This window comes from Xanthomonas sp. DAR 80977 (genome assembly GCF_041240605.1).
In the GTDB taxonomy this organism is placed as follows: Bacteria; Pseudomonadota; Gammaproteobacteria; order Xanthomonadales; family Xanthomonadaceae; genus Xanthomonas_A; species Xanthomonas_A bundabergensis.
Genome location: NZ_CP162487.1, coordinates 4276726 through 4301843 on the forward strand (window position 1 = coordinate 4276726; position 25118 = coordinate 4301843).

General features: G+C 71.2%; 23 protein-coding genes. 13 read left to right on the forward strand and 10 right to left on the reverse strand.

The genetic code is table 11. The annotated features are described in order from the left end of the window. Positions 1-18: 18 nt before the first annotated feature. The 5 genes from AB3X10_RS18225 to AB3X10_RS18245 all read right to left on the reverse strand — a co-directional run bounded on the left by AB3X10_RS18225 (position 19) and on the right by AB3X10_RS18245 (position 3539). Positions 19-510, reverse strand: a complete 492-nt coding sequence (locus tag AB3X10_RS18225; protein WP_369976838.1) for a TPM domain-containing protein — start codon at positions 508-510, stop codon at positions 19-21. After that, positions 510-1460 (reverse strand): YgcG family protein, encoded by a 951-nt coding sequence (locus AB3X10_RS18230; RefSeq protein WP_369976839.1) that lies wholly within the window; start codon positions 1458-1460, stop codon positions 510-512. The genes AB3X10_RS18225 and AB3X10_RS18230 overlap by 1 nt, the downstream gene beginning before the upstream one ends. Positions 1461-1644: 184 nt before the next feature. Further along, on the reverse strand, positions 1645-2292 hold the full coding sequence (locus AB3X10_RS18235; RefSeq protein ID WP_369976840.1) for a LemA family protein: 648 nt from the start codon (positions 2290-2292) through the stop codon (positions 1645-1647). Positions 2293-2368: 76 nt separating this feature from the next. Then, a complete protein-coding gene (locus AB3X10_RS18240; protein ID WP_369976841.1) occupies positions 2369-3118 on the reverse strand; it encodes a TerC family protein in 750 nt (249 codons plus the stop codon). A 40-nt stretch (positions 3119-3158) separates the two neighbouring features. Next, the gene (locus AB3X10_RS18245; protein ID WP_369976842.1) at positions 3159-3539 is read right to left on the reverse strand and encodes a diacylglycerol kinase; all 381 of its coding nucleotides are present in this window, start codon (positions 3537-3539) and stop codon (positions 3159-3161) included. 203 nt (positions 3540-3742) lie between these two features. Here AB3X10_RS18245 and AB3X10_RS18250 point away from each other — a divergent pair, with 203 nt between their 5' ends. The 6 genes from AB3X10_RS18250 (at position 3743) to AB3X10_RS18275 (ending at position 12683) form a co-directional block, all read left to right on the forward strand. Then, complete coding sequence (locus AB3X10_RS18250; RefSeq protein ID WP_369976843.1) at positions 3743-4453, forward strand: SGNH/GDSL hydrolase family protein; 711 nt, start codon at positions 3743-3745, stop codon at positions 4451-4453. Between the two features lie 80 nt (positions 4454-4533). Beyond that, positions 4534-5220 carry a response regulator transcription factor gene (locus AB3X10_RS18255; RefSeq protein ID WP_369976844.1) on the forward strand — a complete coding sequence of 229 codons (687 nt, stop codon included), beginning with the start codon at positions 4534-4536 and terminating at the stop codon, positions 5218-5220. Continuing rightward, positions 5204-6667 (forward strand): sensor histidine kinase, encoded by a 1464-nt coding sequence (locus tag AB3X10_RS18260; protein ID WP_369976845.1) that lies wholly within the window; start codon positions 5204-5206, stop codon positions 6665-6667. The genes AB3X10_RS18255 and AB3X10_RS18260 overlap by 17 nt, the downstream gene beginning before the upstream one ends. Positions 6668-6804: 137 nt before the next feature. Then, positions 6805-10017 carry an efflux RND transporter permease subunit gene (locus AB3X10_RS18265; protein WP_369976846.1) on the forward strand — a complete coding sequence of 1071 codons (3213 nt, stop codon included), beginning with the start codon at positions 6805-6807 and terminating at the stop codon, positions 10015-10017. Next, positions 10007-11179 carry an efflux RND transporter periplasmic adaptor subunit gene (locus AB3X10_RS18270; RefSeq protein ID WP_369976847.1) on the forward strand — a complete coding sequence of 391 codons (1173 nt, stop codon included), beginning with the start codon at positions 10007-10009 and terminating at the stop codon, positions 11177-11179. Before AB3X10_RS18265 ends, AB3X10_RS18270 begins: the two co-directional genes overlap by 11 nt. 4 nt (positions 11180-11183) lie before the next feature. After that, positions 11184-12683 carry an efflux transporter outer membrane subunit gene (locus AB3X10_RS18275; protein ID WP_369976848.1) on the forward strand — a complete coding sequence of 500 codons (1500 nt, stop codon included), beginning with the start codon at positions 11184-11186 and terminating at the stop codon, positions 12681-12683. 30 nt (positions 12684-12713) lie between these two features. Here the strand turns inward: AB3X10_RS18275 and AB3X10_RS18280 are convergent, their stop codons facing one another. From AB3X10_RS18280 to AB3X10_RS18290, 3 genes are all read right to left on the reverse strand, one after another. Beyond that, positions 12714-13994: a sensor histidine kinase gene (locus tag AB3X10_RS18280; protein WP_369976849.1), complete on the reverse strand. Its 1281-nt coding sequence runs from the start codon at positions 13992-13994 to the stop codon at positions 12714-12716. 113 nt (positions 13995-14107) lie between these two features. Next, positions 14108-14821: a response regulator transcription factor gene (locus AB3X10_RS18285; RefSeq protein ID WP_003481607.1), complete on the reverse strand. Its 714-nt coding sequence runs from the start codon at positions 14819-14821 to the stop codon at positions 14108-14110. Between the two features lie 92 nt (positions 14822-14913). After that, positions 14914-15579 carry an arylesterase gene (locus AB3X10_RS18290; protein ID WP_369976850.1) on the reverse strand — a complete coding sequence of 222 codons (666 nt, stop codon included), beginning with the start codon at positions 15577-15579 and terminating at the stop codon, positions 14914-14916. A gap of 125 nt (positions 15580-15704) precedes the next feature. Between AB3X10_RS18290 and AB3X10_RS18295 the strand changes: the two genes are divergently transcribed. The 7 genes from AB3X10_RS18295 (at position 15705) to AB3X10_RS18325 (ending at position 23449) form a co-directional block, all read left to right on the forward strand. Continuing rightward, positions 15705-16307 (forward strand): ABC transporter ATP-binding protein, encoded by a 603-nt coding sequence (locus tag AB3X10_RS18295; protein WP_369976851.1) that lies wholly within the window; start codon positions 15705-15707, stop codon positions 16305-16307. Next, a complete protein-coding gene (locus AB3X10_RS18300; RefSeq protein WP_369976852.1) occupies positions 16304-18793 on the forward strand; it encodes an ABC transporter permease in 2490 nt (829 codons plus the stop codon). Before AB3X10_RS18295 ends, AB3X10_RS18300 begins: the two co-directional genes overlap by 4 nt. Positions 18794-19081: 288 nt before the next feature. Further along, complete coding sequence (locus AB3X10_RS18305) at positions 19082-19978, forward strand: TauD/TfdA dioxygenase family protein (protein ID WP_369976853.1); 897 nt, start codon at positions 19082-19084, stop codon at positions 19976-19978. A gap of 75 nt (positions 19979-20053) precedes the next feature. Then, positions 20054-21112 (forward strand): ABC transporter substrate-binding protein, encoded by a 1059-nt coding sequence (locus AB3X10_RS18310; RefSeq protein ID WP_369976854.1) that lies wholly within the window; start codon positions 20054-20056, stop codon positions 21110-21112. Position 21113: 1 nt separating this feature from the next. Beyond that, positions 21114-22001: an ABC transporter ATP-binding protein gene (locus tag AB3X10_RS18315; RefSeq protein ID WP_369976855.1), complete on the forward strand. Its 888-nt coding sequence runs from the start codon at positions 21114-21116 to the stop codon at positions 21999-22001. Continuing rightward, the gene (locus tag AB3X10_RS18320) at positions 21998-22867 is read left to right on the forward strand and encodes an ABC transporter permease (RefSeq protein WP_369976856.1); all 870 of its coding nucleotides are present in this window, start codon (positions 21998-22000) and stop codon (positions 22865-22867) included. Before AB3X10_RS18315 ends, AB3X10_RS18320 begins: the two co-directional genes overlap by 4 nt. Positions 22868-23059: 192 nt before the next feature. Then, entirely contained in the window at positions 23060-23449 is a 390-nt protein-coding gene (locus AB3X10_RS18325; RefSeq protein WP_369976857.1) for an endonuclease, read from the forward strand. 91 nt (positions 23450-23540) lie between these two features. On the opposite strand, the gene AB3X10_RS18330 is transcribed toward AB3X10_RS18325, so the two are convergent. Next, positions 23541-24473 carry a DUF6607 family protein gene (locus AB3X10_RS18330; protein WP_369976858.1) on the reverse strand — a complete coding sequence of 311 codons (933 nt, stop codon included), beginning with the start codon at positions 24471-24473 and terminating at the stop codon, positions 23541-23543. A gap of 45 nt (positions 24474-24518) precedes the next feature. Then, a complete protein-coding gene (locus tag AB3X10_RS18335) occupies positions 24519-25115 on the reverse strand; it encodes a Hemin transport protein (protein WP_369976859.1) in 597 nt (198 codons plus the stop codon). Between the last annotated feature and the right edge of the window lie 3 nt (positions 25116-25118).

The window sequence follows — 25118 nt, forward strand, 5'->3', positions numbered from 1 at the left end:
GCCATGCCGTGCCGGCACTCAGTCCAGCAGCTGCGGCATGTTCGGCAGTTCGTCGCGCTCGGGCTGCCCCGGCTGCGCCGGGAAATGCGCGGCCAGCAGCGCCGACACCGCCGCCACCCCGGCGATCACCGCCTGCTCGGGCTGGCCGGCGCGCATGTCGGCTTCGATCAACGCGCAGACCTGGCGCCACTGCGCCGCGTCGACACGCCCCTGCAGGCCGCGATCGGCCACGATCTCGATGCGGTGGTCGGCCAGCAGCAGATAGATCAGCACGCCGTTGTTGGCCTCGGTGTCCCAGGTGCGCAACTGCGCGAACGCCTGCTCGGCGCGCGTGCGCGGCGCCAGGCCGCGCAACACCGCCGCCGGCGCCAGCGCCGATTCGACCGCGAACATCACCTGCCCGCGGTGCGTGCGCTCGCCGTCGGCGATCGCCGCGCCGATGCGCTCCAGGCTGGCGCTCGGGAACAGCCGGTGCGCCGCCGGCGCGAACAGATGACGGAGCAGACGCATCACCAACTCCCCGAGGCTCCACCGCCTCCCGAACTGCCGCCGCCACCGCCCCAGCCGCCACCACCGCCGCCGAAACCGCCGCCGCCTCCGAAACCACCGCCACCGAAACCGCCGAAGCCGCCCCCGAAGCCGCCGCCACCCCATCCCCCGCCGCCGCCGACCGAGCGGCCCGACGAGACGCCCGACAGCAGCCCCAGCACCAGGCCGATCGCGCCGGTCAGCGCAGCGACGAACAGCGACAGGCTCAGCAGCAGGCCCACGCCGCCGCCGGCCAGCGCCGCCAGCCCGGCGCGCAACGGCCGCGGCGCGCGCGCGAACAGCAGCTGCGCGACGAAGGCGGCGAACAGGCCGCCGAAGAAGCCGAGCGGCAGCTTGCCGCCGGAGCGCGCCTCGGCCGCATGCGTGCTCACCGGCGCCGGCAACGGCTCGCCGTCGATCAGCTTGACCAGCATCGCGGTGGCCTCTGCGATGCCGCCGCTGTAGTCGCCGGCGCGGAACCGCGGCACCAGGTACTCCTGGATGATGCGGTTGGCGGTGGCGTCGGGAATCGCGCCTTCCAGGCCGTAGCCGGGCTGGATGCGCACGCGCCGGTCGTCCTTGGCCACCACCAGCAGCACGCCGTCGTCCACGCCCTTGCGGCCGATCTTCCACTGGTCGAACACGCGCTGGGTGTACTGCTCGATCGTCTCCGGCGCGGTGCTGGCGACCACCAGCACCTGCAGCTGGCTGCCCTTGCGCTGCTGCAGCTGCACCGCCTGCTGTTCCAGCTGCAGCCGCTGGGTCGGCTGCAAGGTGCCGGTGGTGTCGACCACCGGCGTGTCCAGCGGCGGGATCGGCGCCTCGCCGGCCGCCTGCGCCCAGGCCAGCAGCGGCAACAGCGCCAGCAGCATCCCGAGCCAGGCATGCCGGCCGCGGCGCGCGGGGCGGTGGCGGGTGGTGGTATCGCGCATTGCGGACTCCTGCCGGCGCGCTCGCGCGGCGGCATCGAAGGGTGGACACCGCAGCGGCGGCGTGGCCCGGGAAGCGGCCGGCCGGCTCACGCCGCCGGCCCGGCTGCACACACCGGCCGCACGCCGCAGCGCGGGCCGGCACGCAGCGGCGCCAGCGTCGGCACCGCCACGCGCTGCAGTGCGCTTACTGCGCCGGCGCCGGCTGCGGCGCCTGCTGCGGCTGCGGCTGCGGCGCGGTCTGCGCCGGCTGGCCGCCGAAGTTCACCGCCGGCGCCTCGGAGATCTGCGCCTCGTTGGCCACGGAGAAGTTCGGCTTTTCCTTGTAGCCGAAGATCTTGGAGGTGATCACCTGCGGAAACGAGCGGATGTAGGTGTTGTAGTCCTGCACCGCCTGGATGTAGCGGCCGCGGGCCACGGTGATGCGGTTCTCGGTGCCTTCCAGCTGCGCCTGCAGGTCGCGGAACGACTGGTCGGACTTGAGGTTGGGATAGTTCTCGGTGACCACCAGCAGCCGCGACAGGGCGCTGGACAGCTGGCCCTGCGCCTGCTGGAACTGCTGCAGCGACGCCGCATCGTCGGCATTGACCTGGACCTGGCCGACCCGCGCGCGGGCGTTGGTCACGTCGGTCAGCACCTGCCGCTCCTGGTCGGCATAGCCCTTGACCGTGTTGACCAGGTTCGGGATCAGGTCGGCGCGGCGCTTGTACTGGTTCAGCACCTCGGACCAGCCGGCCTTGACCGCCTCGTCCTTCTGCTGGATCGCGTTGTAGCCGCAGCCGGACAGCAGCGCCACCACGGCGGCGAGGAACAAGGAACGGGACAACAGGCGCATGGCGCTCTCCGGCATGAAGACAGGGCGCAGCTTGCCACGCGCCCCGTGAAAACGCAGCCGCGGCCGCGTCAGCCGTTCACCACTGGCCGGCGCCGGGCACGTGATGGGCGGCGGCGCGGCGGCGCATCAGCAGGTTCAGCCACTCCACCAGCACCGAGAAGCCCATCGCCGCGTAGATGTAGGGCTTGGGCACGTGCACGTCCAGGCCGTCCAGGATCAGCACCACGCCGATCATCAGGATGAACGCCAGCGCCAGCATCTTCACCGTCGGGTTGGCGTCGATGAAGCGGCCCAGCGGGTTGGCCGCCAGCAGCATCACCGCCACCGCCAGCAGCACCGCCGCGACCATCACCGGGATGTGCTGGGCCATGCCGACCGCGGTGATCACCGAGTCCAGCGAGAACACGATGTCGATCACCGCGATCTGCGCGATCACCATCCAGAACACGCCCGAGGCCTTGCTGGTGGTCGGATCGGCGTCTTCGCCGCCGGTGATCATCTCGCGGATCTCCATCGTGCCCTTCACCAGCAGGAACAGGCCGCCGACGATCAGCACCAGGTCGCGCACCGAGATGCCCATGCCGGCGACGCTGAACAGCTCGCCCTGCATCCGCGCCAGGAACGCCAGCGACACCAGCAGCGCGATGCGGGTCAGGCACGCCACCGCGATGCCGAACTTGCGCGCGGCCGGGCGTTGCGCCTCCGGCAGCTTGCCCACCGCGATGGAGATGAACACCAGGTTGTCGATGCCCAGCACGATTTCCAACGCGCTCAGCGTCAGCAGCGTCAGCCAGGTGTTGGGATCGGCGAGAAACTCGAAAGCCATGGGGGTCGAATCCTTTAACGGTAAAAAAGACGGGGGGACGTCACAGCACGCGCGGCAGCAGGATCAGTCCCCAGCACAGCAGCACATTGGCCAGCATCAGCAGCACCGCGGCCGAACCCATGTCCTTGGCGCGGCCGGCCAGTTCGTGGTGCTCCGGCCCGTAGCGCTCGATCACCGCCTCGATCGCCGAATTGAGCAGTTCCACCGCCAGCACCAGCAGCAGCGAGCCGATCATCAGCGCCTGCTGCACCGGTCCGTCGCCCAGCCACAGCGCCAACGGCGCCAGCAGCACGAACAGGCACACCTCCAGCCGGAACGAGGATTCGTGCAGCCAGGCCGCGCGCAGGCCCTGGTACGACCAGCGCAGCGCCATCAGCATCCGGCGCGGTCCGCGCGGCAGGTGCCCGAATTGGTCGGCCATGGCTCAGGCCCGGCCTGGGGAACGAAGACGCGACGGCGACGGCCGGAAGGGAACGGTCATGGGCGATGGCGAAGCGGGCTAGGCGCCAATTTTGCCACAAGCCCCCACTCGCCGCTGGACTGAACCGCCGCCGGCGGCGGATTTGCCTGCGGCGCACCGCCTGCGGCACCATCGCCGCTCCCTCGCATCCAGGAGGCGCCACCATGCCCCGTTCGCCGCTGCGCGCCGCGCTGCTCGCCACCTGCCTGTTCCTGCTGGGCCTGCAGTCGGCCCTGGCGCTGACCCCGACGCCCGCGCCGAAGATCCCCGAACAGGTCTCCAACCCGGCCTGGGAAGAGGACATGCAGCGCTTCGCCCAGGCCGATGCCGCGCATCCGCCCAAGCCCGGCGGCGTGCTGTTCGTCGGCAGTTCCTCGATCCGCTTCTGGACCTCGCTGGCCAGCGACTTCCCCGGCGTGGACACGCTCAACCGCGGCTTCGGCGGTTCGGAGATCCGCGACAGCACCTGGTACGCCGACCGCGTCGTGGTGCCGTACCGGCCGCGCCTGATCGTGTTCTACGCCGGCGACAACGACCTCAACAGCGGCCGCAGCCCGCAGCAGCTGCGCGACGACTTCCTGGCCTTCGTGGCCAGGGTGCGCCGCGACCTGCCCGGCACCCGCATCGCCTACCTCTCGATCAAGCCCAGCCCGGCGCGCGCGGCGCTGCTGCCGCAGGCCACCGAGGCCAACGCGCTGATCCGCAAGGCCGCCGCCGGGCTGAAGCGGGTGGACTTCATCGACGTGTCCACGCCGATGCTCGGCGCCGACGGGCAGCCGCGCGCCGAGCTGTTCGGGCCGGACCACCTGCACATGAATGCGGCCGGCTATGCGCTGTGGCGCGACATCGTGCGGCCCTATCTGCAGCGCAAGTAGGAAACAGCGCCCGCCCGGCCGCCCGAGCGGCTACCCTTGGCGGGCGTTTTCCGTTGTCCCCCAGCGTGGAGTAGCACAGGATGCCCAGGGCCCTGGTCATCGAAGACGATGAAGTGACCGCCCGCGACATCGTCGCCGAACTCGGCGCGCACGGCTTCACCGCCGTGTGGATCGCCAACGGCCGCGACGGCCTGCAGCACGCGCTGGCCGACGGTTACGACATCATCACCCTGGACCGCATGCTGCCCGGCATGGACGGCATCGACGTGGTCTCCGAACTGCGCAAGCGCGCGGTGGAAACGCCGGTGCTGATGATCAGCGCGCTGTCGGAGGTGGACGAGCGCGTGCGCGGCCTGCGCGCCGGCGGCGACGACTACCTGACCAAGCCGTTCTCGCCCGACGAGCTCGCCGCGCGCGCCGAAGTGCTGCTGCGCCGCCGTCGCAACGCGAGCGCCACGCCGGAAACCCGCCTGCGCGTGGCCGACCTCGAACTCGACCTGGTCCGCCACAACGCATTGCGCAACGGCCAGCCGCTCGCGCTGCTGCCCACCGAGTTCCGCCTGCTCGAATTCCTGATGCGCAACGCCGGCCAGGTGGTGACGCGGCAGATGATCTTCGAGCACGTGTGGGGCTTCCATTTCGATCCGGGCACCAACGTGATCGACGTCCATCTGGGCCGCCTGCGCCGCAAGATCGACGGCAACGGCCAGCCGCCGCTCATCCGCACGATGCGCGGCTCGGGGTACGTGCTTGCGCCCGCTGACTGACGCCTGGCGTTCGGCCACCTCGCGGCTGATCCTCATCTACGGGACGCTGTTCGCGGTCTGGTGCATCGTGCTGCTCGGCGTGGTGCAGTGGGAGTCCTCGCGCTACCTGTCGAACGTGGTCGACCAGATGCTGGCCGCGCGCATCCATTACCTGGAGAACACCGATCCCAGGCGCCTGGCCGACACCGTGGCCGCGGCCAGCGCCATCGACATCCAGGGCTTCATGTGGGTGGGCCTGTTCGACGCGCAGGGGCGCCGCATCGCCGGCAACATCAACGCGGTGCCCAAGGGCATGGCCGAGGACGGGACGGTCAGCCCCATCGAGGCCAGCCTGATCGACGCCGGGCACGGCAGCCAGACCCGCGCGCGCGGCATCGCCCGGCAGTTGCCGGACGGCCGGCGCCTGGTGGTGGCCAAGGAAAGCAACGTCATCGACGGACTCAGCGGGATCATCTGCCGCGGACTGCTGTGGGGACTGTCGTTGACCCTGCTGCCCGGCGTGCTCGGCGGCATCCTCATCGCGCGCGGCCCCGCGCGGCGCATCCGCGCCATCCAGCGCGCCATGGAACCCATCCGCCAGGGCGACCTCAGCGTGCGCCTGCCGGTGTCGCGCGGCGGCGACGAGGTGGACCTGCTCGCGGCCACCGTGAACCAGACGCTCGGCGAGATCGAGCGCCTGCTCGGCGAAGTGAAGGGCGTCACCGACAACATCGCCCACGACCTGCGCACCCCGCTCACGCGCATGCGCACGCGCCTGTACCGCCTGCAGCAACAGTTCGCCGGCCGCCCCGAAGGCGAGCAACTGGACGATTGCGTCGGCGAGATCGACACCGTGCTGACCCGGTTCCGCGCCCTGCTGCGGGTGTCGGAGCTGGAAGACCGCCAGCGCAGCGCCTGCTTCGCGACGGTGGACCTCGGCGCCCTGCTGCACGATGTCCACGAGTTCTACGCGCCGCTGGCCGAGGACCGCGGACAGGCCTTCGCGCTGGCGCTGGAGCGGCTGCCGGCGGTGCGCGGCGACCCGCACCTGCTGTTCGAGGCGCTGGCCAACCTGGTCGGCAACGCGATCAAGTTCACCCCCGACGGCGGGGCGATCCGCCTGGCGGCGTTCACCGACCCGGCCGGCAACGCCCGCATCGACGTCGCCGATACCGGGCCCGGCATCGCGCCCGACGAGCGCGAGGCGGTGTTCCGCCGTTTCTACCGCGGCGACCAGACCCGCGCCAAACCCGGCTGCGGGCTGGGACTGGCGATCGTCAGCGCCATCGTGCGCCTGCACGGCTATGCGCTGCGCGTGGGCGGCGACACGCGCGGGGCGGTGTTCTCGGTGATCTGCCCGCCCGCCGCGTCGCCCGAACACCACACGCCCGTGGCCTGCCGCCTGCAACAGGCCGACCACGGCGCGCCGGGCGAGCGCCTGCCGGATGCACGCCCGCTGGCGCCGTGACGGGCAGACGCAGCCTTCCGCCATCGCGCGTTTTGGGCTGCCGCAGCGCCATCTAAATAAATCTTAACTACGCCCGGGGAGAGCCCAGGCGCAGAATCCGCCGCGACGCAACATTCGCGCACGGAACCCTCCCCTCCATGATTGGCATCGTCCGGATCGCCCTGACGCGACCGTATACCTTCGTCGTCCTCGCCCTGCTGATCCTGATCGTGGGGCCGCTGGCCGCGTTGCGCACGCCCACCGACATCTTCCCCGACATCAGGATCCCGGTGATCGCAGTGGTGTGGCAGTACAACGGCCTGCCGCCGGAGCAGATGGCCGGGCGCGTGTCCTCGCCGTTCGAGCGCGTGCTCACCACCACGGTGAACGACGTCGAGCACATCGAGGCCAGCTCGATCCAGGGCTTCGGCATCGTCAAGATCTTCTTCCAGCCGGGCGCGGACATCCGCACCGCCAACGCGCAGGTCACCGCCGTCGCGCAGACCATGCTGCGGCAGTTGCCGCAGGGCACCACGCCGCCGCTGATCCTCAACTACAACGCGTCCACGGTGCCGATCATCCAGCTGGCCCTGTCCGGCGAAGGCCTCACCGAACAGAACCTGGCCGATCTCGGCCTCAACATCATCCGCCCGCAGCTCACCTCGGTGGCCGGCGCGGCGATCCCGTATCCGTTCGGCGGCAAGACCCGCCAGGTGCAGATCGACATCGATCCGCCGGCGCTGCAGGCGCGCGGGCTGTCGGCGCAGGACGTGGCCAACGCCCTGGCCGCGCAGAACCTGATCACCCCGGTGGGCACGCAGAAGATCGGCAGGTACGAGTACACGCTGCAACTGAACAACTCGCCGTCGGACATCGAGGAACTGGGCAACCTGCCGGTGAAGACGGTCGACGGCGCCACGGTGTTCATCCGCGACGTGGCCCACGTGCGCGACGGCGCGCCGCCGCAGAGCAACATCGTGCACGTCGACGGCGACCGCTCGGTGCTGATGACGGTGCTGAAGAACGGCTCGGCCTCGACCCTGGCGATCATCGCCGGCGTCAAGCAGCGCGTCGCCGCGATGAAGGACGCCCTGCCGGCCGACCTCAAGATCGTCCCGATCGGCGACCAGTCGCTGTTCGTCAGCGGCGCCATCGAGGGCGTCGCGCGCGAGGGCGTGATCGCCGCGGCGCTGACCAGCCTGATGATCCTGTTGTTCCTCGGCAGCTGGCGTTCGACGCTGATCATCGCCACCTCGATCCCGCTGGCGATCCTCAGCTCGATCGCCGCGCTGTCGGCGATCGGCGAGACGCTGAACATCATGACCCTGGGCGGCCTCGCCCTGGCGGTGGGCATCCTCGTGGACGATGCCACGGTGACCATCGAGAACATCAACTGGCACCTGGAACAGGGCAAGGACGTCGAGACCGCGATCCTGGACGGCGCGGCGCAGATCGTGACGCCCGCCTTCGTCTCGCTGCTGTGTATCTGCATCGTGTTCGTGCCGATGTTCTTCCTGCAGGGCGTCGCCCGCTTCCTGTTCGTGCCGATGGCCGAGGCGGTGATGTTCGCGATGATCGCCTCGTTCGTGCTCTCGCGCACGCTGGTGCCGACGATGGCGAAATACCTGCTGCATCCGCACGCGCCGCACACCGACCTGCACGGCGACGGCCATGGCCAGCCGCCTTCGCGCAATCCGCTGGTGCGCTTCCAGCGCGGCTTCGAGAAACGCTTCGAGGCCGTCCGCGCCCGCTATCACGTCTTGCTCGAAACCGCGCTGCTGCGGCGCAGGACGTTCGTGCCCGGCTTCGTGGCCTGCGTGGCGCTGTCGTTCCTGCTGGTGCCGATGCTCGGCCGCAACTTCTTCCCGTCGGTGGATTCGGGCCAGATCCTGATGCACGTGCGCGCGCCGGTCGGCACGCGGGTGGAGGAGACCGCGCGCCTGTTCGCCGCGGTGACCGGCGCGGTGCGCACGCTGATCCCCAAGGAGCAGCTCGGCAGCGTGGTCGACAACATCGGCCTGTCGTCCTCGGGCATCAACAACGCCTACAACAACACCGGCACCATCGGCTCGCAGGATGGCGACATCCAGATCGCGCTGAACGAGGGCCACGCGCCCACCGCCGACTACGTGCGCCGCTTGCGCCAGACCCTGCCGCGGCAGTTCCCCGGCGTGGTGTTCTCGTTCCCGCCGGCCGACATCATCAGCCAGATCCTGAACTTCGGTTCGCCGGCGCCGGTGGACCTGCAGATCCGCGGCCCGGACCTGGCGGCCAACTTCGCCTACGCCAACCGCCTGCTGCGCGAGATCCGCCGCGTGCCGGGCGTGGCGGACGCGCGCATCCAGCAGTCGCAGGCCAGCCCCGGCTTCAACGTGAACGTGGACCGCAGCCGCGCGCAACAGGTCGGCATCACCGAGCGCGACGTCACCAGCAGCCTGGGGGTGAACCTGGCCGGTTCCAGCCAGATCGCGCCGACCTTCTGGCTGAATCCGCAGAACGGGGTGTCGTATCCGATCGTGATGCAGACGCCGCAATACAGCCTCGACAGCCTGCCCAGCCTGGAGAACCTGCCGATCAGCCCGAGCGCGGGCGCGGGCGGCGCGCAGATCCTCGGCGGCCTGGCGACGGTGTCGCGGACCGCCACCAACGCAGTAGTCAGCCAGTACAACATCAATTCGATGGTGGAGATCTACGCCGCCACCCAGGACCGCGACCTCGGCGCGGTCGCCGCCGACATCCAGAAGATCGTCGACGCCAACCAGAAATTCCTGCCCAAGGCGTCCAGCACCGCGCTGCTCGGCCAGGTGCAGACGATGAACAACGCGTTCTCCGGGCTCATCTTCGGCCTGCTGGGCGCGATCGTGCTGATCTACCTGTTGATCGTGGTGAACTTCCAGTCGTGGAGCGACCCGTTCGTGATCGTGACCGCGCTGCCCGCGGCGATCGCCGGCATCGTGTGGATGCTGTTCGCCACGCATACCAGCCTGTCGGTGCCCGCGCTGACCGGCGCCATCATGTGCATGGGCGTGGCCACCGCCAACGCGATCCTGGTGGTGAGCTTCTGCCGCGAGCGCCTGGCCGAGCACGGCGACGCGGCCAAGGCCGCGCTGGAAGGCGGCTTCGTCCGCTTCCGTCCGGTGCTCATGACCGCCCTGGCGATGATCATCGGCATGGCGCCGATGGCGCTGGGCATGGGCGAAGGCGGCGAGCAGAACGCGCCACTGGGCCGCGCGGTCATCGGCGGCCTGATCTTCGCCACCACCGCCACGCTGTTCTTCGTGCCGGTCGTCTTCAGCCTCATTCACCGCCGCGACGCCGGTCCGGCGCCCTCCCCGGCGAACGCCTCCAGAGAGCCCATCCATGTCGCCTGACACCCTGTACACTCCGCCACCGCCCCGCCTGCGCCTGGCCGCCATCATCGCGGCGATCGTGGTCCTGGCCATCGTCGTCGCCGGAGTCGCCACGCGCGCCAACGACGCGCGCACGCTGCGCGCATGGACCGACGACCAGGCCGTGCCGACGGTGCGACTGGTGACGCCGGAGGTCGACCGGGACGCCAGCGACCTCAACCTCCCGGGTCGCCTGCAGGCCTATGCCCGCGCGCCGATCTACGCCCGCACCAGCGGTTACCTGAAATGGTGGAAGGCCGACATCGGCACCAAGGTGAAGGCCGGCGACGTGCTCGCCGAGATCGAGACCCCCGACCTGGACCAGCAACTGCTCCAGGCCAGGGCCGACCTGGCCAGCGCCCGCGCCAACGCGGCGCTGGCGCAGACCAGCGCCAGGCGCTGGCAGGCCATGGGCGATTCCGACTCCGTGTCCAAGCAGGAAGTGGACGAGAAGACCGGCGACTACGCCGCCAAGCGCGCGCTGGCGCAGGCCGCGCAGGCCAACGTCGAGCGCATCGAGGCGCTGAAGGGCTTCGCCAGGCTGGTGGCGCCGTTCGACGGCACCGTCACCGCGCGCGAGACCGATGTCGGCGCGCTGGTCAACGCCGGCGGCGGCGGCCAGGAGCTGTTCGTGGTGTCCGACACGCGCAAGCTGCGCATGTACGTGAACGTGCCGCAGAACTACGCGCCGTCGGTGCGTCCGGGCACCCGCGCGACCCTGACGGTGCCGGAATATCCGGGCCAGACCTTCGCCGGCGTCGTCGACCGTTCGTCGCAGGCGATCAACGCCGCCTCCGGCACCACCCTGGTCCAGGTGGCGGTGGACAACCAGGACGGCAAGCTGCTCGCCGGCGGCTACGCCAGCGTCACCTTCGCGCTTGCGGCCAATGCCGCGCTGCTGCGCGTGCCGGCCAGCGCGCTGGTGTTCGACGACAAGGGCCTGCGCGTGGCCGTGGTCGATGCGCACGACAAGGTGGCGTTCAAGGCGGTGACCATCGCCCGCGACTTCGGCAAGACCGTGCAGCTCGGGTCCGGTGTCGCCGCCGGCGACCGCCTGATCGAGAGCCCGCCCGATGGCCTGGCCGAAGGCGACCGCGTGCGCGTCAGCGCGCCGAAGCCGGCAGGCGACCATGCCAAGGCCTGACCGCATGCGCGCACCGACTGCCGCGACGTCGCTGCTGCTGTCGCTGGGCCTGGCGGCGTGCTCGCTGGCGCCGACCTACCGGGCGCCCGAGGTGCCGGTGGCGGCGCAGTACAGCGACCCGCATTCGCCATGGGTGGACGCGACGCCGGCCGATCGGCTCGACCGCGACGGCTGGTGGAAAGTGTACGGCGACGACCGGCTCGACCAGTTGCAGGCGCGGTTGCTGGCGAACAACGCCACGCTGGCCGCCGCGCTCGCCCACTACCAGCAGGCCGAAGCGTTCACCAGGCAGGCGCGCGCCAGCGATTTCCCGACCCTGGGCCTCAATGGCAACGCGGCGCGCAACCGCCAATCGGATACGCGTCCGCTGCGCGGCGCGACCTCGCCGGCCTACTACGACGCGTACACCGTCGGCGCCCAGCTCGACTACGAAGTGGACCTGTGGGGCCGCGTGCGCGACAGCGTCGCCGCTGGCGAAGCGCAGCAAGCCGCGTCCGCCGCCGATCTCGCGCAGGCGCGCCTGAGCCTGCAGGCGCAGCTCGCCGACAGCTACCTGCTGCTCAACGGCGACGATCGCCAGATCGGCGCGCTCACCGAGAGCATCGACGCGTTCGGCAAGGCCTTGCAGCTCACCCAGTCGCGGCACGACGGGGGCCTGGCCTCGGGCCTGGACGTGGCGCGCGCGCAGACGCAGCTGTCCAACGCGAAGTCGCAGCGCACCCAGGCGCAGGCACAGCGTGCGCTGGTGCTGCACGGCATCGCGGCGCTGGTCGGCGAGTCCGCGTCCAGCTTCCAGCTCGCGGCCAACACCGCGCAGGTGCCGGTGCCCACGATCCCGCTGGCGCTGCCTTCTACCCTGCTGCAGCGCCGCCCGGACATCGCCGCCGCGGAGCGGCGCACCGCCGCCGCGAACGCCCAGGTGGGCGTCGCGCGCGCCGCGTTCTTCCCGCAGCTGACCCTCGACGGGCTGGGCGGCTGGCAGAGCGATCGCTGGGGCGGCATCGCCACCGCACCCAACCGGTTCTGGGCCATCGGTCCGACCCTGCTGCTGAACGTGTTCGATGGCGGCCGCCGCAAGGCCGGCGTGGACGCGGCGCGGGCCGCGACCGAAGAAGCCGGCGCGAAGTACCGCGACGTGGTGCTCAACGCCTTCGCCCAGGTCGAGGACAACCTCAGCCTGCTGCACGAGCTGGGCACGGCGCTCACCGATCAGCGTGCGGCGGCCGCGGCGGCGCAGCGGTCGGTCGACCTGTCGCTCAATCATTACCGCGAGGGCGCCGTCGGCTACCTCGACGTGGTGCAGGCGCAGACGGCCGAACTCGAGGCGCGCCGCAGCGTCATCGACCTGGAGACCCGCCAGTTGCGGGCCAGCGTGGCACTGATCCGCGCGCTGGGTGGCGGATGGGATGCAGGCGCAGGAGCCGCGCTGGCGCCAAGCGCGGCCGCGGGCACTGCAGCCTTGTCGTCCGTGCGAACCCGCAATGACGATCGCCCCGGCAAATGAGGTGCCGAAAGCGGCCCGCTTCGCCGCCGCTCACCTGACCGGATCGAAGCGCACCGTGGCGGTGGTCCCGCCGCCTTCGGCGCTTTCCAGGCCGATCCGCCAGCCGAAGCGCTCGCACAGCCGGCGCACGATCGACAGGCCCAGCCCGGTGCCCTGCGGGCGGTCCGGCTCGGCGCGGAAGAACGGCTCGAATGCGCGCTGCAGCGCTTCGTGGGACATGCCGATGCCGGTATCGCGGATGCTGATCCGGTCCGCGCCGATCTCGACCTCGATGCTGCCGGCGTCGGTATAGCTGCAGGCGTTGCGCAGCAGATTGCTGACCACCACGTGCAGCACCCGCGGCGGCGCATGCAGGCGCGTGGCCGCCAGCACGCTGACGCTCAGCGTCACCGGCTTGCCGGTCAACAGCTCGCGCGCGTTCTCGGCCTCGTACTCAACCACGTCGGCGACGTCGAAGGTCTCGCTCTGCGGGACCACGTCCGCTTCGCGCGCCAGGATCAGGAATGCGTCGATCACCGCCTCCATGTCGCGGCCGGCGCGCTGGATGCGCTGCAGGCTGCGGCTCAGCCGCGGCGGCAGGTCCGGATCGGTCATCGCGATGTCGCTGGCCACGCGGATCACGGTCAGCGGCGTGCGCAGCTCGTGGCTGGCATCGCGGGTGAAGTTGCGCTCGCGCGAGACGTGGTCGGTGACGCGCAAGGCCAGCGCATGCAAGGCGGCGGCCAGTTGCCGCGATTCGCCCTGCACGTCGGCCGGCAGGTTCTCCGGCGCCAGGTCGGCGGTGGACGGATGCCGCGGGTCCCATTGCGACACGCGCCGCGCCAGCCAGTTCACCGGCGACAGCAGGCGCCGCGAGGCGCGGTGGGTCAGCCATCCCACCACCACCACCGCGATCAGGGTCAGCAGCGCCGGCACGATGCCGAACCAGAACGCCAGGCGCTGCGCCTGCGCGCGCAGGAACACCAGGTACAGCCGCCCGGCCCTGGTCTCGTCGACCAGTACCATCTCGCCGCCGGGGCGGTTCTCGTGCAGGCCGGGTCGCAGGCCGCGCAGCTCCGCCGGCACCGCCGCATCCGATCGCCCGGCCGGTACCAAGTAACCGCGCAAGGTGTGGCTGTTGGGCGGCGGCTGCGCCGGCGATTGCGCGTACAGGCGCCAGTAGTGCGCCGCTTCCTGGCGCATCACCGAGCCCACCAGCGAGTGCTGCACCACCGCCACCACCAGGTAGCTGCCCAACGCGACGATGCAGCCAGCGAACAGGATCCGGGCGATCAGGGCAAGGCGGATTTTGCGCGGCAAACCGTGCGGCATTACAGCTTCCGTGTGACGTCGCCGCGATTATAGGAGGGCGAATCGTGAATCCGCCGTGCAAGCAGGCAGGCCCCGTGTGCGGGGCCTGCCTGCGTGAGCAACGCCGGGACCGCTCAGCTCATCGGCTGGGCGATGTCGGCGATGCGGTAACCGGCGCTCTGCACGGTGTGCAGCAGCGGCCGGTCGAACGGCTTGTCGATGATCTTGCGCAGGTTGTACAGGTGGCTGCGCAAGGTGTCCGAGTCCGGCAGGCCGTTGCCCCAGATCTCGCGCTCGATCTCCTGGCGGGTCACCACGCGCGGCGATTCGCGCATCAGGATGGTCAACAGGCGCAGGCCGATCGGCGACAGCTGCAGCTCGGTGCCGGCACGGGTCGCGCGCATGCTCACCGGGTCCAGCACCAGGTCGGCCACCTTCAGCACTTCCGAACCGACCTGACGGCGCTCGCGGCGGATCAGCGCACGCAGGCGCGCTTCCAGTTCCTGGATCGCGAACGGCTTGGTCAGGTAGTCGTCGGCGCCGAAGCCCAGGCCGGTGAGCTTGTCGTCGAGCGTGTCGCGCGCGGTCAGCATCAGCACCGGCGTGGACTTGCGCGCGTCGTTGCGCAAACGGCGACACACTTCGATGCCGTCCAGGCGTGGCAGCATCAGGTCCAGCACCACCACGTCGTAGCTGTTCTCCGCCGCCAGGCGGTAGCCGTCCAGGCCATCGCAGGCGTAATCCACTTCGAATCCGCGGCCTTCCAGGTATTCACCGATCATTTCGGAGATGTTGCGGTTGTCCTCGACGACCAGAACGAGTCCGGAGGTTTCCTTGGTCTGACGCATAGAGCTTCCTCAGTCTTCAGCTTTGTGAAACATGCCGGAAGCCGAGTGGTGACGGCGTGAAGAACGCTTCATATGCCTGACCGGAGCAAAAATCACCCGCCGATCAAGGGTTTGAGCTTGGGCCACACGTTGTCCAGGACCTTCGGCTGGCCAGCGGCGGTGGGATGCAGGCCATCGTCCTGCATCAGCGCCGGGTTCAGCGCCACGCCCTCCAGCAGGAACGGCAGCAGCCCGGTCTGGTACTGCCTGGCCAGGTCCGCGTACACCGCGCGCAGCCGCTGCCGGTAGGCCGGCCCGTAGTTCGGCGGCACGTCGATGCCGAGCAGCAGCACCTTCGCGCCGGCGTCACGGCTGAGCACGATCATCCTTTCCAGGTTGCCGCGCAGCTCCGCCGGGGTCAGCCCGCGCAGCGCATCGTTGCCGCCGAGTTCGATCACCACCACCGCGGGCCGGTGCTTCTGCAGCAAGCCCGGCAGCCGGGTCAGCGCGCCGGAGGAGGTCTCGCCGCTGATGCTGGCATTGACTACCGCCGGTGGCGCCTGCATCTGTTGTTGCAGGCGGCGCTCCAGCAGCGCCACCCAGCCGGACTGGACCGGGATGTTGTGCGCGGCGCTGAGGCTGTCGCCGACCACCAGGACCGGCCCCGTCGCACCTTTGGCACAGGCGAGGGCGGGCAGCAGCAGACACCATGCCAAGCAGGCCAAGAGCCAGGCGCTGCGCGTCCAGCCAGGCGTTCCTTTCGTATCGTTGCCACGCATCCGGAGATTTCCTCATCGACAGTCTGGCCCCCACTCCCCGCACCGGCATCGCGATCGACGTACGCGATGTCGGCAAATCCGTCAGCGGACCGGAGGGCACGGTCCACATTCTCGACAACGTCGGATTGACCATCGGTGAAGGCGACAGCGTCGCCATCGTCGGCGCCTCCGGTTCCGGCAAGACCACCCTGCTCGGCCTGCTCGCCGGCCTGGACCTGCCGACGCGTGGCGAGATCGTACTCGCCGGGCAGCCGCTCAACGCGCTGGACGAGGAAGCGCGCGCCGCCCTGCGCGCGCGCGAAGTGGGCTTCGTGTTCCAGAGCTTCCACCTGCTGCCGTCGCTGACCGCCGCGGAGAACATCGCGCTGCCGCTGGAACTGGCCGGGCGCGAGGACCCGGCGCGGGTGCGCGAGGTGCTGGAGGCGGTCGGCCTGACCGCCCGTGCGCGGCACTACCCGCGGCAGCTGTCCGGCGGCGAGCAGCAGCGCGTGGCGCTGGCGCGCGCGTTCGTGGCGCGGCCGCGGATCCTGTTCGCCGACGAACCCACCGGCAGCCTCGACCAGGCCACCGGCCAGCAGATCAGCGACCTGCTGTTCGCGCTCAACGCCGGCAGCGACACCACCCTGATGCTGGTCACCCACGACCTGCGCCTGGCGCAGCGCTGCGAGCACCGCTACCGGCTCGACCGTGGGCGCCTGCGCCAGGCCGAAGCGGTGGCCGACGCATGAACGTGCTGCGCCATGCCGCGCGCGCGCTGCGCCGGGAGCTGTTCGCCGGCGACCTGCTGACCGTGTTCGCCGCGCTGGTGCTGGGCGTGGCGGTGATGACCGCGGTCGGCACCCTGGTCGATCGCGTCACCCTGGCGCTGACCGGCAGCGCCGCCGAGGTGATCGGCGGCGACCTCGGCGTCACCGGGCGCCAGGACATTCCCGCCGCGTTCGCCGAGGAAGCGCAGCGCCGCGGCCTGCGGCATACGCGCCTGGTCAGCTTCCCCAGCGTGCTGTTCCACGGCGATGCCAGCCAGATGGCCAACATCAAGGCGGTCGCCGACGGCTATCCGTTGCGCGGCGACTTGCTGGTCGCGCGCGACACCGCCGGTGCCGGCAGCGAACGCGCTGGCCCGCCGCCGCGCGGCCAGGCCTACGCCGATCCGCGCCTGCTCGAGGCGCTGGGACTGAAGCTCGGCGACGACCTGGAATTCGGCGCCGGCACGCTGCGCGTGACCCGGGTGCTGCGCGCCGAGCCGGACGCCTCCGGCGAACTGATGCAGCTGTCGCCACCGCTGCTGGTCAACCGCGCCGACGTCGATGCCGCCGGCCTGCTCGGCCCGGGCAGCCGCGCCTCGTACCGGTTGATGTTCGCCGGCGCGCCGGGCGAGATCGCCGCGTTGCGCGAATGGCTGGCGCCACGCGCCAAGGCGTTTCGCCTGGTCGGCATCGAGGATACCCAGCGCGGCGTGCGCGGCGCCTTCGATCGCGCCGGCCGCTTCCTGGCGCTGACCGCGCTGCTGGCGGTGCTGCTGGCCGGCGTCGCCACCGCGCTGGCCGCCAACCGCTTCGCGCTGCGCCGCATCGACACGGTCGCCGTGCTGCGCTGCCTGGGTGCGCGCCAGCGCGACATCCTCGGCGCGCTGGCGCTGCAGTTGCTGCTGCTGGCGATCCCGGCCTGCGCGCTCGGCGTGGGCCTGGGCATGCTGGCGCAGATCGGCCTGGTCGAAGCGCTGGGCAGCCTGATCCCGAACCGGCTGCCGCTGCCGCAGGCGACCCCGGCGCTGGCCGGCGCCGGCATCGGCCTGTTGCTGCTGCTGGGCTTCGGCCTGCCGCCGCTGCTGCGGCTGCGCAACGTCCCGCCGATGCGCGTGCTCAACCGCAGCTTCGCCGCGCTGCCGCCGACCTCGCTGCTGGTCTACGCCGCCGCGCTGGTCGCCACCGTGGTGCTGGCGGTGTACGCCACCGGCGATGGGGTGCTCGCGGCCTGGGTGCTGGGCGGGCTGACCCTGCTGGCCGCGCTCGCCGCGGCGGTCGGCAGCCTGCTGCTGGTGCTGCTGCGGCGGCTGCAGTCGCGCCTGCGCGGGCCATGGCGGCTGGGCCTGGCCGCGCTGACCCGGCGCCGCGCGCTGAGCGTGGTGCAACTGGTCGGGTTGTCGCTGTCGCTGTGCGCCTTGCTGCTGCTGGCGGTGATCGGCCCGGGCCTGCTCGGCCAGTGGCGCGACCGGCTGCCGGCGGACACGCCGAACTACTTCCTGATGAACATCCAGCCCGACCAGGCCGAGCACGTGCTCGGCACGCTGCGCGGGCTGGGCGTGACCGACGCGGCGGTGGAGCCGTTCAGCACCGGCAAGCTGGTGGCGATCAACGGCAAGCCGCCGCAGCGCCAGGACCAGGGTCCGGAAGACAGCGGCGATGGCGACGGCGTCGACCGCCCGATCAACTTCTCCTGGCGGCATGAATTTCCCGCCGCCAACCGCCTGCTGTCCGGGCGCTTCTGGGCCGCCGACAGCACCGCGGCGGAGGCCTCGGTGGAGGAAGCCTGGGCGCAGCGCTACGGACTCAAGCTCGGCGACCGCATCACCCTGCTGCTCGGCGAGCAGCAGCGCAGCTTCACCGTCACCAGCATGCGCAAGGCCGACTGGGATTCGTTCCGGGTCAACTTCTTCCTGCTGCTCAACGCCGGCGCGGTGCAGGACGCGCCCTACAACCTGATCTCCGCGTTCCACCTGCCGCGCGGGTCCGCCACGCAGCTGAGCGGCCTCAGCCGCACCTATCCGAACGTGTCGCTGCTGGACATCGACGCGATCCTGGGGCGGGTGCGCGAGGTGATCGACCAGGTGGCGCAGGCGGTGCAGCTGGTGATGGGCTTCAGCCTGCTGGCCGGCGCGCTGGTGCTGCTGGCGGCGCTGCAGGCCACCGCCGGCGAGCGCCGCTACGACAGCGCGGTGCTGCGCACGCTGGGCGCGCGCCGCGGCCAGCTGCGCGGCGCGGTGCTGGTGGAATTCGGCGCGCTCGGCCTGCTCGCGGCGATCCTGGCGGTCGGCGCGGCGGCGGGGATCGGCGTGGTCGTGGCCAAGCAGGCGTTCGACCTGGCGCTGTCGCCGCCGTGGCCGGCGCTGCTGCTGGGCGGAGTCGGCGGCGTGCTGCTGAGCCTGCTGGCCGGCTGGTCGGGCACGCGCCGCATCCTGCGCACGCCGCCGGCCCTGGCCCTGCGCGAGAACTGAGCGCACTGCGGCGCGGCCTGGCATGCGGGTCGCGGCGATGAGGGATGCCTCGGCGAACGTTTGTTCTAGGCCAGCGGCGACGATGTGCACCGCCGATAGAAATCGGCGGTGCACTCCGAATCCCCAATCCCGAATCCCCAATCCCCAATCCCACGCAAGCGCCATATGCCGGTTGCGTATAAGCACCATCCGAATCGTTGCTTCAGCGCGCGCCCGGCGCTGCCTACAGTGGAGGGATGCCGCCTGCCCTAAGCGCGGCATCGCATCCTTCGCAGACGAGGCCAGAACATGGCGCGCGCATCCACCGCAACATGGCCTGCCCCCGCCGCGGCGCCGGCGGTCCGCATCGAGCCGTTCGCCGCGCCGCTGGGCGCGCAGGTGCTGGGCCTGGACCTGGCGCAGCCGCTGGATGCGGCCACGTTCGCGCTGCTGCATCGCGCGCACCTGCACTACCACGTGCTGGTGTTCCGCGACCAGCGCATCACCCCGGCGCAGCAGGTGGCCTTCAGCCGCCGCTTCGGCCCGCTGCAGATCCACGTGCTGCGCCAGTTCCAGTTGCGCGAGCAGCCGGAAGTGCTGGTGGTGTCCAACATCAAGGAAAACGGCCAGCCGATCGGGCTGGGCGACGCCGGGCACTACTGGCACTCGGACCTGTCGTACAAGCCGACCCCGAGCCTGGGCTCGATGCTGCTGGCGCAGGAGTTGCCGGCCGAAGGCGGCGATACCCTGTTCGCCAACCAGCACCTGGCCTGGGACACGCTGCCGCCGGACCTGCAGCGCGCGGTCGACGGCCGCCTGGCCGAGCACAGCTACCTGGCCAAGTACGAGGAACTGCGCGCGCGCAATCCGTGGCGGCCGGCGCTGACCCAGGCGCAGATCGACGAGGTGGCGCCGGTGCGCCACCCGGTCGTGCGCACCCATCCGGAAACCGGACGCCGCGCGCTGTTCGTCAGCGAGCACTTCACCACCCGCATCGTCGGCCTGCCGCAGGACGAAAGCGATGCGCTGCTGCAGGCGCTGTTCGCGCACAGCAGCGCCGATCCGCTGGTCTACCGGCATCGCTGGCAGGCGCACGACATGGTGTTCTGGGACAACCGCTCGGTCACCCACCTGGCCGGCGGCACCCCGGACCATCTGCGCCGGCGCCTGCACCGCACCACCATCGAGGGCGACGTGCCGTTCTAGGCCGACACCGCACCGACTCGGCGCATACGCCGCTGTCCCGCCACGCCGCCCTCCCCCCCCGCAACGGAGCGACGCATGACCGTTTTCGATTCGCCCGCTTTCCCGGCCACCGCGCCGCCCGCCGCCGCCTCGCGGCGGCGGCGCTGGTTCGCCGCCGCGCTGCTCGCCATCGCGCTGCTGCACGGCCAGCCCGCGCACGCCGAAGGCCGGCTGCGCATCGCCAAGCAGTACGGCATCGTCTACCTGCTGCTGGACGTGGCCCAGGAGCAGAAGCTGATCGAGAAGCACGGCAAGGCCGCCGGCATCGACATCGCGGTGGAGACCGTGCAGCTGTCCGGCGGCGCGGCCGCCAACGATGCGCTGCTGTCCGGTTCGATCGACGTGGCCGGCGCCGGCGTCGGCCCGCTGTTCACGCTGTGGGACCGCACCCGCGGCCGCCAGAACGTGCGCGGCGTGGCCTCGCTGGGCAACTTCCCCTACTACCTGATCAGCAACGATCCGCGGATCAAGACCCTGGACGACTTCGGCCCGCGCGACCGCATCGCGGTGCCGGCGGTGGGCGTGTCGGTGCAGTCGCGGCTGCTGCAGCACGCCTCCGCGCAGCGCTGGGGCGAGAAGGCCTACAACCGGCTGGATGCGCAGCAGGTGGCGTTGCCGCATCCCGACGCGGCCGCGGCGATCATCCGCGGCGGCACCGAGATCACCGCGCACTTCGCCAGCCCGCCGTTCCAGGAACAGGAACTGGCGCGCAATCCGAAGGCGCACATCGTGCTCGACTCGTACGCGATCGAAGGCGGCCCCACCTCGGCCACGGTGCTGTACGCCACCGAGAAGTTCCGCCGCGACAACCCCAGGACCTACCAGGCCTTCGTCGCCGCGCTGGCCGAGGCGGCGCTGTTCGTGCAGCGCCAGCCGGAACAGGCGGCGGACCTGTTCGTGCGCCGCAACGGCGGCAAGATCGATCGCGCGCTGATGCTGCGCATCCTCAAGGACCCGAAGGTGCAGTTCAAGACCGCGCCGCAGAACACGCTCAAGCTCGGCCAGTTCCTGTACCGGATCGGCGCGATCAAGCAGGCGCCCGGCGCGGTCAAGGACTATTTCTTCGACAGCGCGCAAGTCGCCGGAGGCAGCTGAGATGAGCGCATTCGCCTTGACCCCGGCGCCGCTGCTGCAGGTCGAGCGGGTCAGCCTGGAATACGCCAGCGGCCCGCGCGTGGTCCGCGCCACCCACCAGGTCAGCTTCGACGTGTACGCCGCCGACCGCCTGGTGCTGCTCGGCCCGTCGGGCTGCGGCAAGTCGACCCTGCTCAAGGCCATCGCCGGCTTCGTCGCGCCCGTCGAGGGGCAGATCCGCCTGGACGGGCAGATGCTGCGCGCGCCGGGACCGGACCGGGTGGTGGTGTTCCAGGAATTCGACCAGCTGGCGCCGTGGAAGACGGTGCGCCAGAACGTCGTCTTCGGCCTGCGCGCGGCGCGCAGGCTGGGACGGCGCGAAGCGGCCGAGCGCGCGGAGCATTACCTGCACAAGGTCGGCCTGAGCGCGTTCGCCGACGCCTATCCGCACACCTTGTCCGGCGGCATGAAGCAGCGCGTGGCGATCGCGCGGGCGCTGGCGATGCAGCCGCGCGTGCTGCTGATGGACGAACCGTTCGCCGCGCTCGACGCGCTGACCCGCCAGCGCATGCAGGAGCAATTGCTGGAGCTGTGGGACGAGGCGCGCTTCACCCTGCTGTTCGTGACCCACTCGATCGACGAGGCCTTGCTGGTCGGCAACCGCATCGTGCTGCTGTCGGCGCATCCGGGCCAGGTCCGCGCCGAACTCAACAGCCATGGCTTCGGCCCGGCCAGCGTCGGCAGTACGCCGTTCCGGCATGCCGCGCAACGCATCCACCGGCTGCTGTTCGATCCGCCCGGCGACGCCGGCAGCGAGACCGATGCCGACGCCGATGCCGAGGCGGCGACGCTCGCCAGCAACGTGGCGCCGTTGCGCCGGCGCGCGCCGTTGCGCGAGGCCGCGCCATGAGCGCCGCCGCGCCGCTGCGGCCGCCGATCCGCGCCGAGTACGAACGCCCGGTCGCGCCCTATGCCGCCACCGCGCCAGCGGTCGCACCGCGGCGGCGGCGGCTGCCGGACTGGCTGCGGCAGGCGCTGATCCTGCTGGCGCTGGCCGCGCTGTGGGAACTGGCGGCGTACCTGCTCGATGACGACCTGCTGCTGCCGGGCTTCGTGCAGACCGCGCGCGCCTTCGGCGAAGGCCTGTGGTCGGGCGAGTTGCCGGGCCGCGTCGGCGCCTCGCTGCGCATGCTCGCGCAAGGCTACGCGCTGGGCGTGGTACTGGCCTTCGCCCTGACCGCGCTGGCGGTCTCGAGCCGGATCGGCCGCGACCTGCTGGGCACGTTGACCGCGATGTTCAATCCGCTGCCGGCGATCGCCCTGCTGCCGCTGGCCTTGCTGTGGTTCGGCCTGGGCAACGGCAGCCTGGTGTTCGTGCTGGTGCACGCGGTGCTGTGGCCGCTGGCGCTGAACACCTATGCCGGCTTCCAGGGCGTGCCGGAGACGCTGCGCATGGCCGGGCGCAACTACGGCCTGCGCGGCCTGCGCTACGTGGTCGCGATCCTGGTGCCGGCCGCGCTGCCGGCGATCCTGTCCGGGCTGAAGATCGCCTGGGCCTTCGCCTGGCGCACGCTGATCGCCGCCGAACTGGTGTTCGGCGCCACCTCCGGCCAGGGCGGCCTGGGCTGGTACATCTTCCAGAACCGCAACGAGCTGTACACCGACCGCGTGTTCGCCGGGCTGGCCATGGTGATCCTGCTCGGCCTGCTGGTGGAAGGCGCCGGCTTCCGCGTGCTGGAACGGTTCACCGTGCGTCGCTGGGGCATGCAGCGCTGAGGCGGGCGACCACGCGCGCCTGCCCATCCGTGCCGGCGCGCGCGACTTGACTGGCGGCGCCGGCTTCGCCCAGCATCGCGGCGACTGCCGCTGGCGCACCGTCGTGCCCGGTTCGGCCACCGCCCGGTCAGCCTCGGCGAGCGCAAGGACCATGCCGGCAAGCGACAGCCCATTGCACAGCGTGCCGCCCCGGTGAGCGAGACGCCCGCCCGCAACGGCGTGCCGTACCTGGCCTGCATCCTGGCCGAGACCCGCAGCGGCCCGTACTACATCGCCACCGCACCGACCCCGCAGGCGCTGGATGGGCTGGGCAGACGCCTGCGCGAGCGCCATCACGTGCGCGGGCAAAGCGAAGACCCGGTCGCGATCCTGGCGGTGTGGTACGAGGAGTGCGAGAACGAAGTGGCCGCGTTGCTGCGGGCCGCGGAAATCTCCCGGCTCAGCCACTGCTGGCAGCGCGGCCTGATCGAGTCGCGCAACCCGCAGTGGCTGGACCTGAGCGGGCTGTCGGTCGGCTTCCCGCTGATCGTCACCCTGCCCGAGCACAAGGGCCTGAGCTACCACCTGGTGACCGACCTGTAGGCCCTCGCCGCAGCGCGCGCTGGGGCGACAAAAAAGGGAAGGCGCCAATCCCGGCCGCCTTCCCACCCTGGCGCTGCGCCGGCAGCGGCGTTCAACGCTCGGCGGGCGCCGGCTCCACCCATTGCGCGAACACCGCGGCGATCCTGGCATCGGCCACCGGCTTGCCCTGTTGCACCGCCTCGGCCTGCTCGAACAGCGGCATGATCATCGCCATGCCGTCGAGCTTGGTCTTCAGGTGCACGCCCGGCGGCTTGCCGAGGAAGGCGTCCCAGTGCGCGCGCACCTTGGCCCAATAGCCCTGCGTCGCCTTCCAGTAGGCGTAGGCCGGCTTGAAGTCGACCTCATCGGTCTTGACGTAGTCGTTGAAGCCGAATTCGCGCGCGATCGGCTGCTGGCTGCCGTCGGGCTTGCGCAGCACCTTGGTGTTGAACTGCTCGTGGGTCCAGCCGGCCGGGGTCAGCGTGTGCCGGTTGATCACCGCCAGCGCGTTGTAGTCGCTGCGCTTGGTGTATTCGCGCCGCGGCAGCGGACGCCAGCTCAGGTCGCTGGTCCAGCTCGGATGGCCATCGGCGTAGTCCCAGCGGCCGGTGCCGCAGTAGCGCGGCGCATCGCTGACTTCGTACACGCACTGGGTCCAGGCGCCGCGGGTCGCCGCGGCGGCGAGCGGGCGCACCTGCCAGGTCTGGTCGGCGCTGAATTCGAACCGCTGCGGCGCCTCGTAGCTCCAGTCCTGGCGCCAGTGCTTGGTCACGTGGCCGCTCTTGCTGTCGACCAGCAGATGCTGCAGCACCACCTTGCGCGGGCTGTCCTCGACCACGATCACCACTTCGTTGGCGCCGCTGCGCATCGCCGGCGCGCGCTCGTAGCCGGGCTTGAGCAGCACGGTCTCGTCGAAGGCGAAATCGACCAGGTACTCGCCCTGCATCGCCAGGATGCTGGCGCGGTCGCGCTGCGGATCGGCGTCCTGGGCGTGGGCGAGGCCGGTACCGGCGAGCAGGAGCAGGAACAGGAGCGGTGATTTCATCGTCGTGGTCGTTGGCGGTGGCTGAGGAAAAAAGAGGGATGCGGATTACAGGCGCAGCAGCGGCCATGGCCGCTCCGGATCGGGCCGCGCGGCGGGCCGGCCGGCGCGGGCGCAGCAGCAGTCGTCGACCAGCACTTCGCCTTCGGCCGCTTCCAGCCGCGCGATGCGCCGGGCGATGCTGGCGCCCAGCGGCGACACGCTGGCGACGCTGGCCGCCAGTTCGCCGTCGCTGGCGTGCAGGCGCAGCGCCCGCGCGCGCCAGTTGTCGCCGCTCAGGCGGCCGGCCACGCGCCGCCACAGGCGTTCGGCGACACCGGCATCGGTACTGCCGCCGTGGATCGCCGGCAGCGCCGACAGCAAGGCGTCCCAGGCCACGAAATCGCTGTCCGGCAGCAGGTACAGGCGCCAGCAGCAGCGCTCCTGGCGGTCGTAGAAGCACAGGCTCTCGAGCAAGCCGTCGCTGTCCACGCCCAGTTGCGCGCCGACACGCAGCGCATGGTTCCAGCCCATCAGTTCCGCGCCCAGCTGGGTGCGGTACAGGCACAGCACGGTGCCCAGCGCCGCCAGTTGCGCCGGACGCGGCAGCGGCGCGGATGCGGCGATCCGGGTCGCGTCGGTGCTCGCTGGCGACGCCCTGCGCATGCG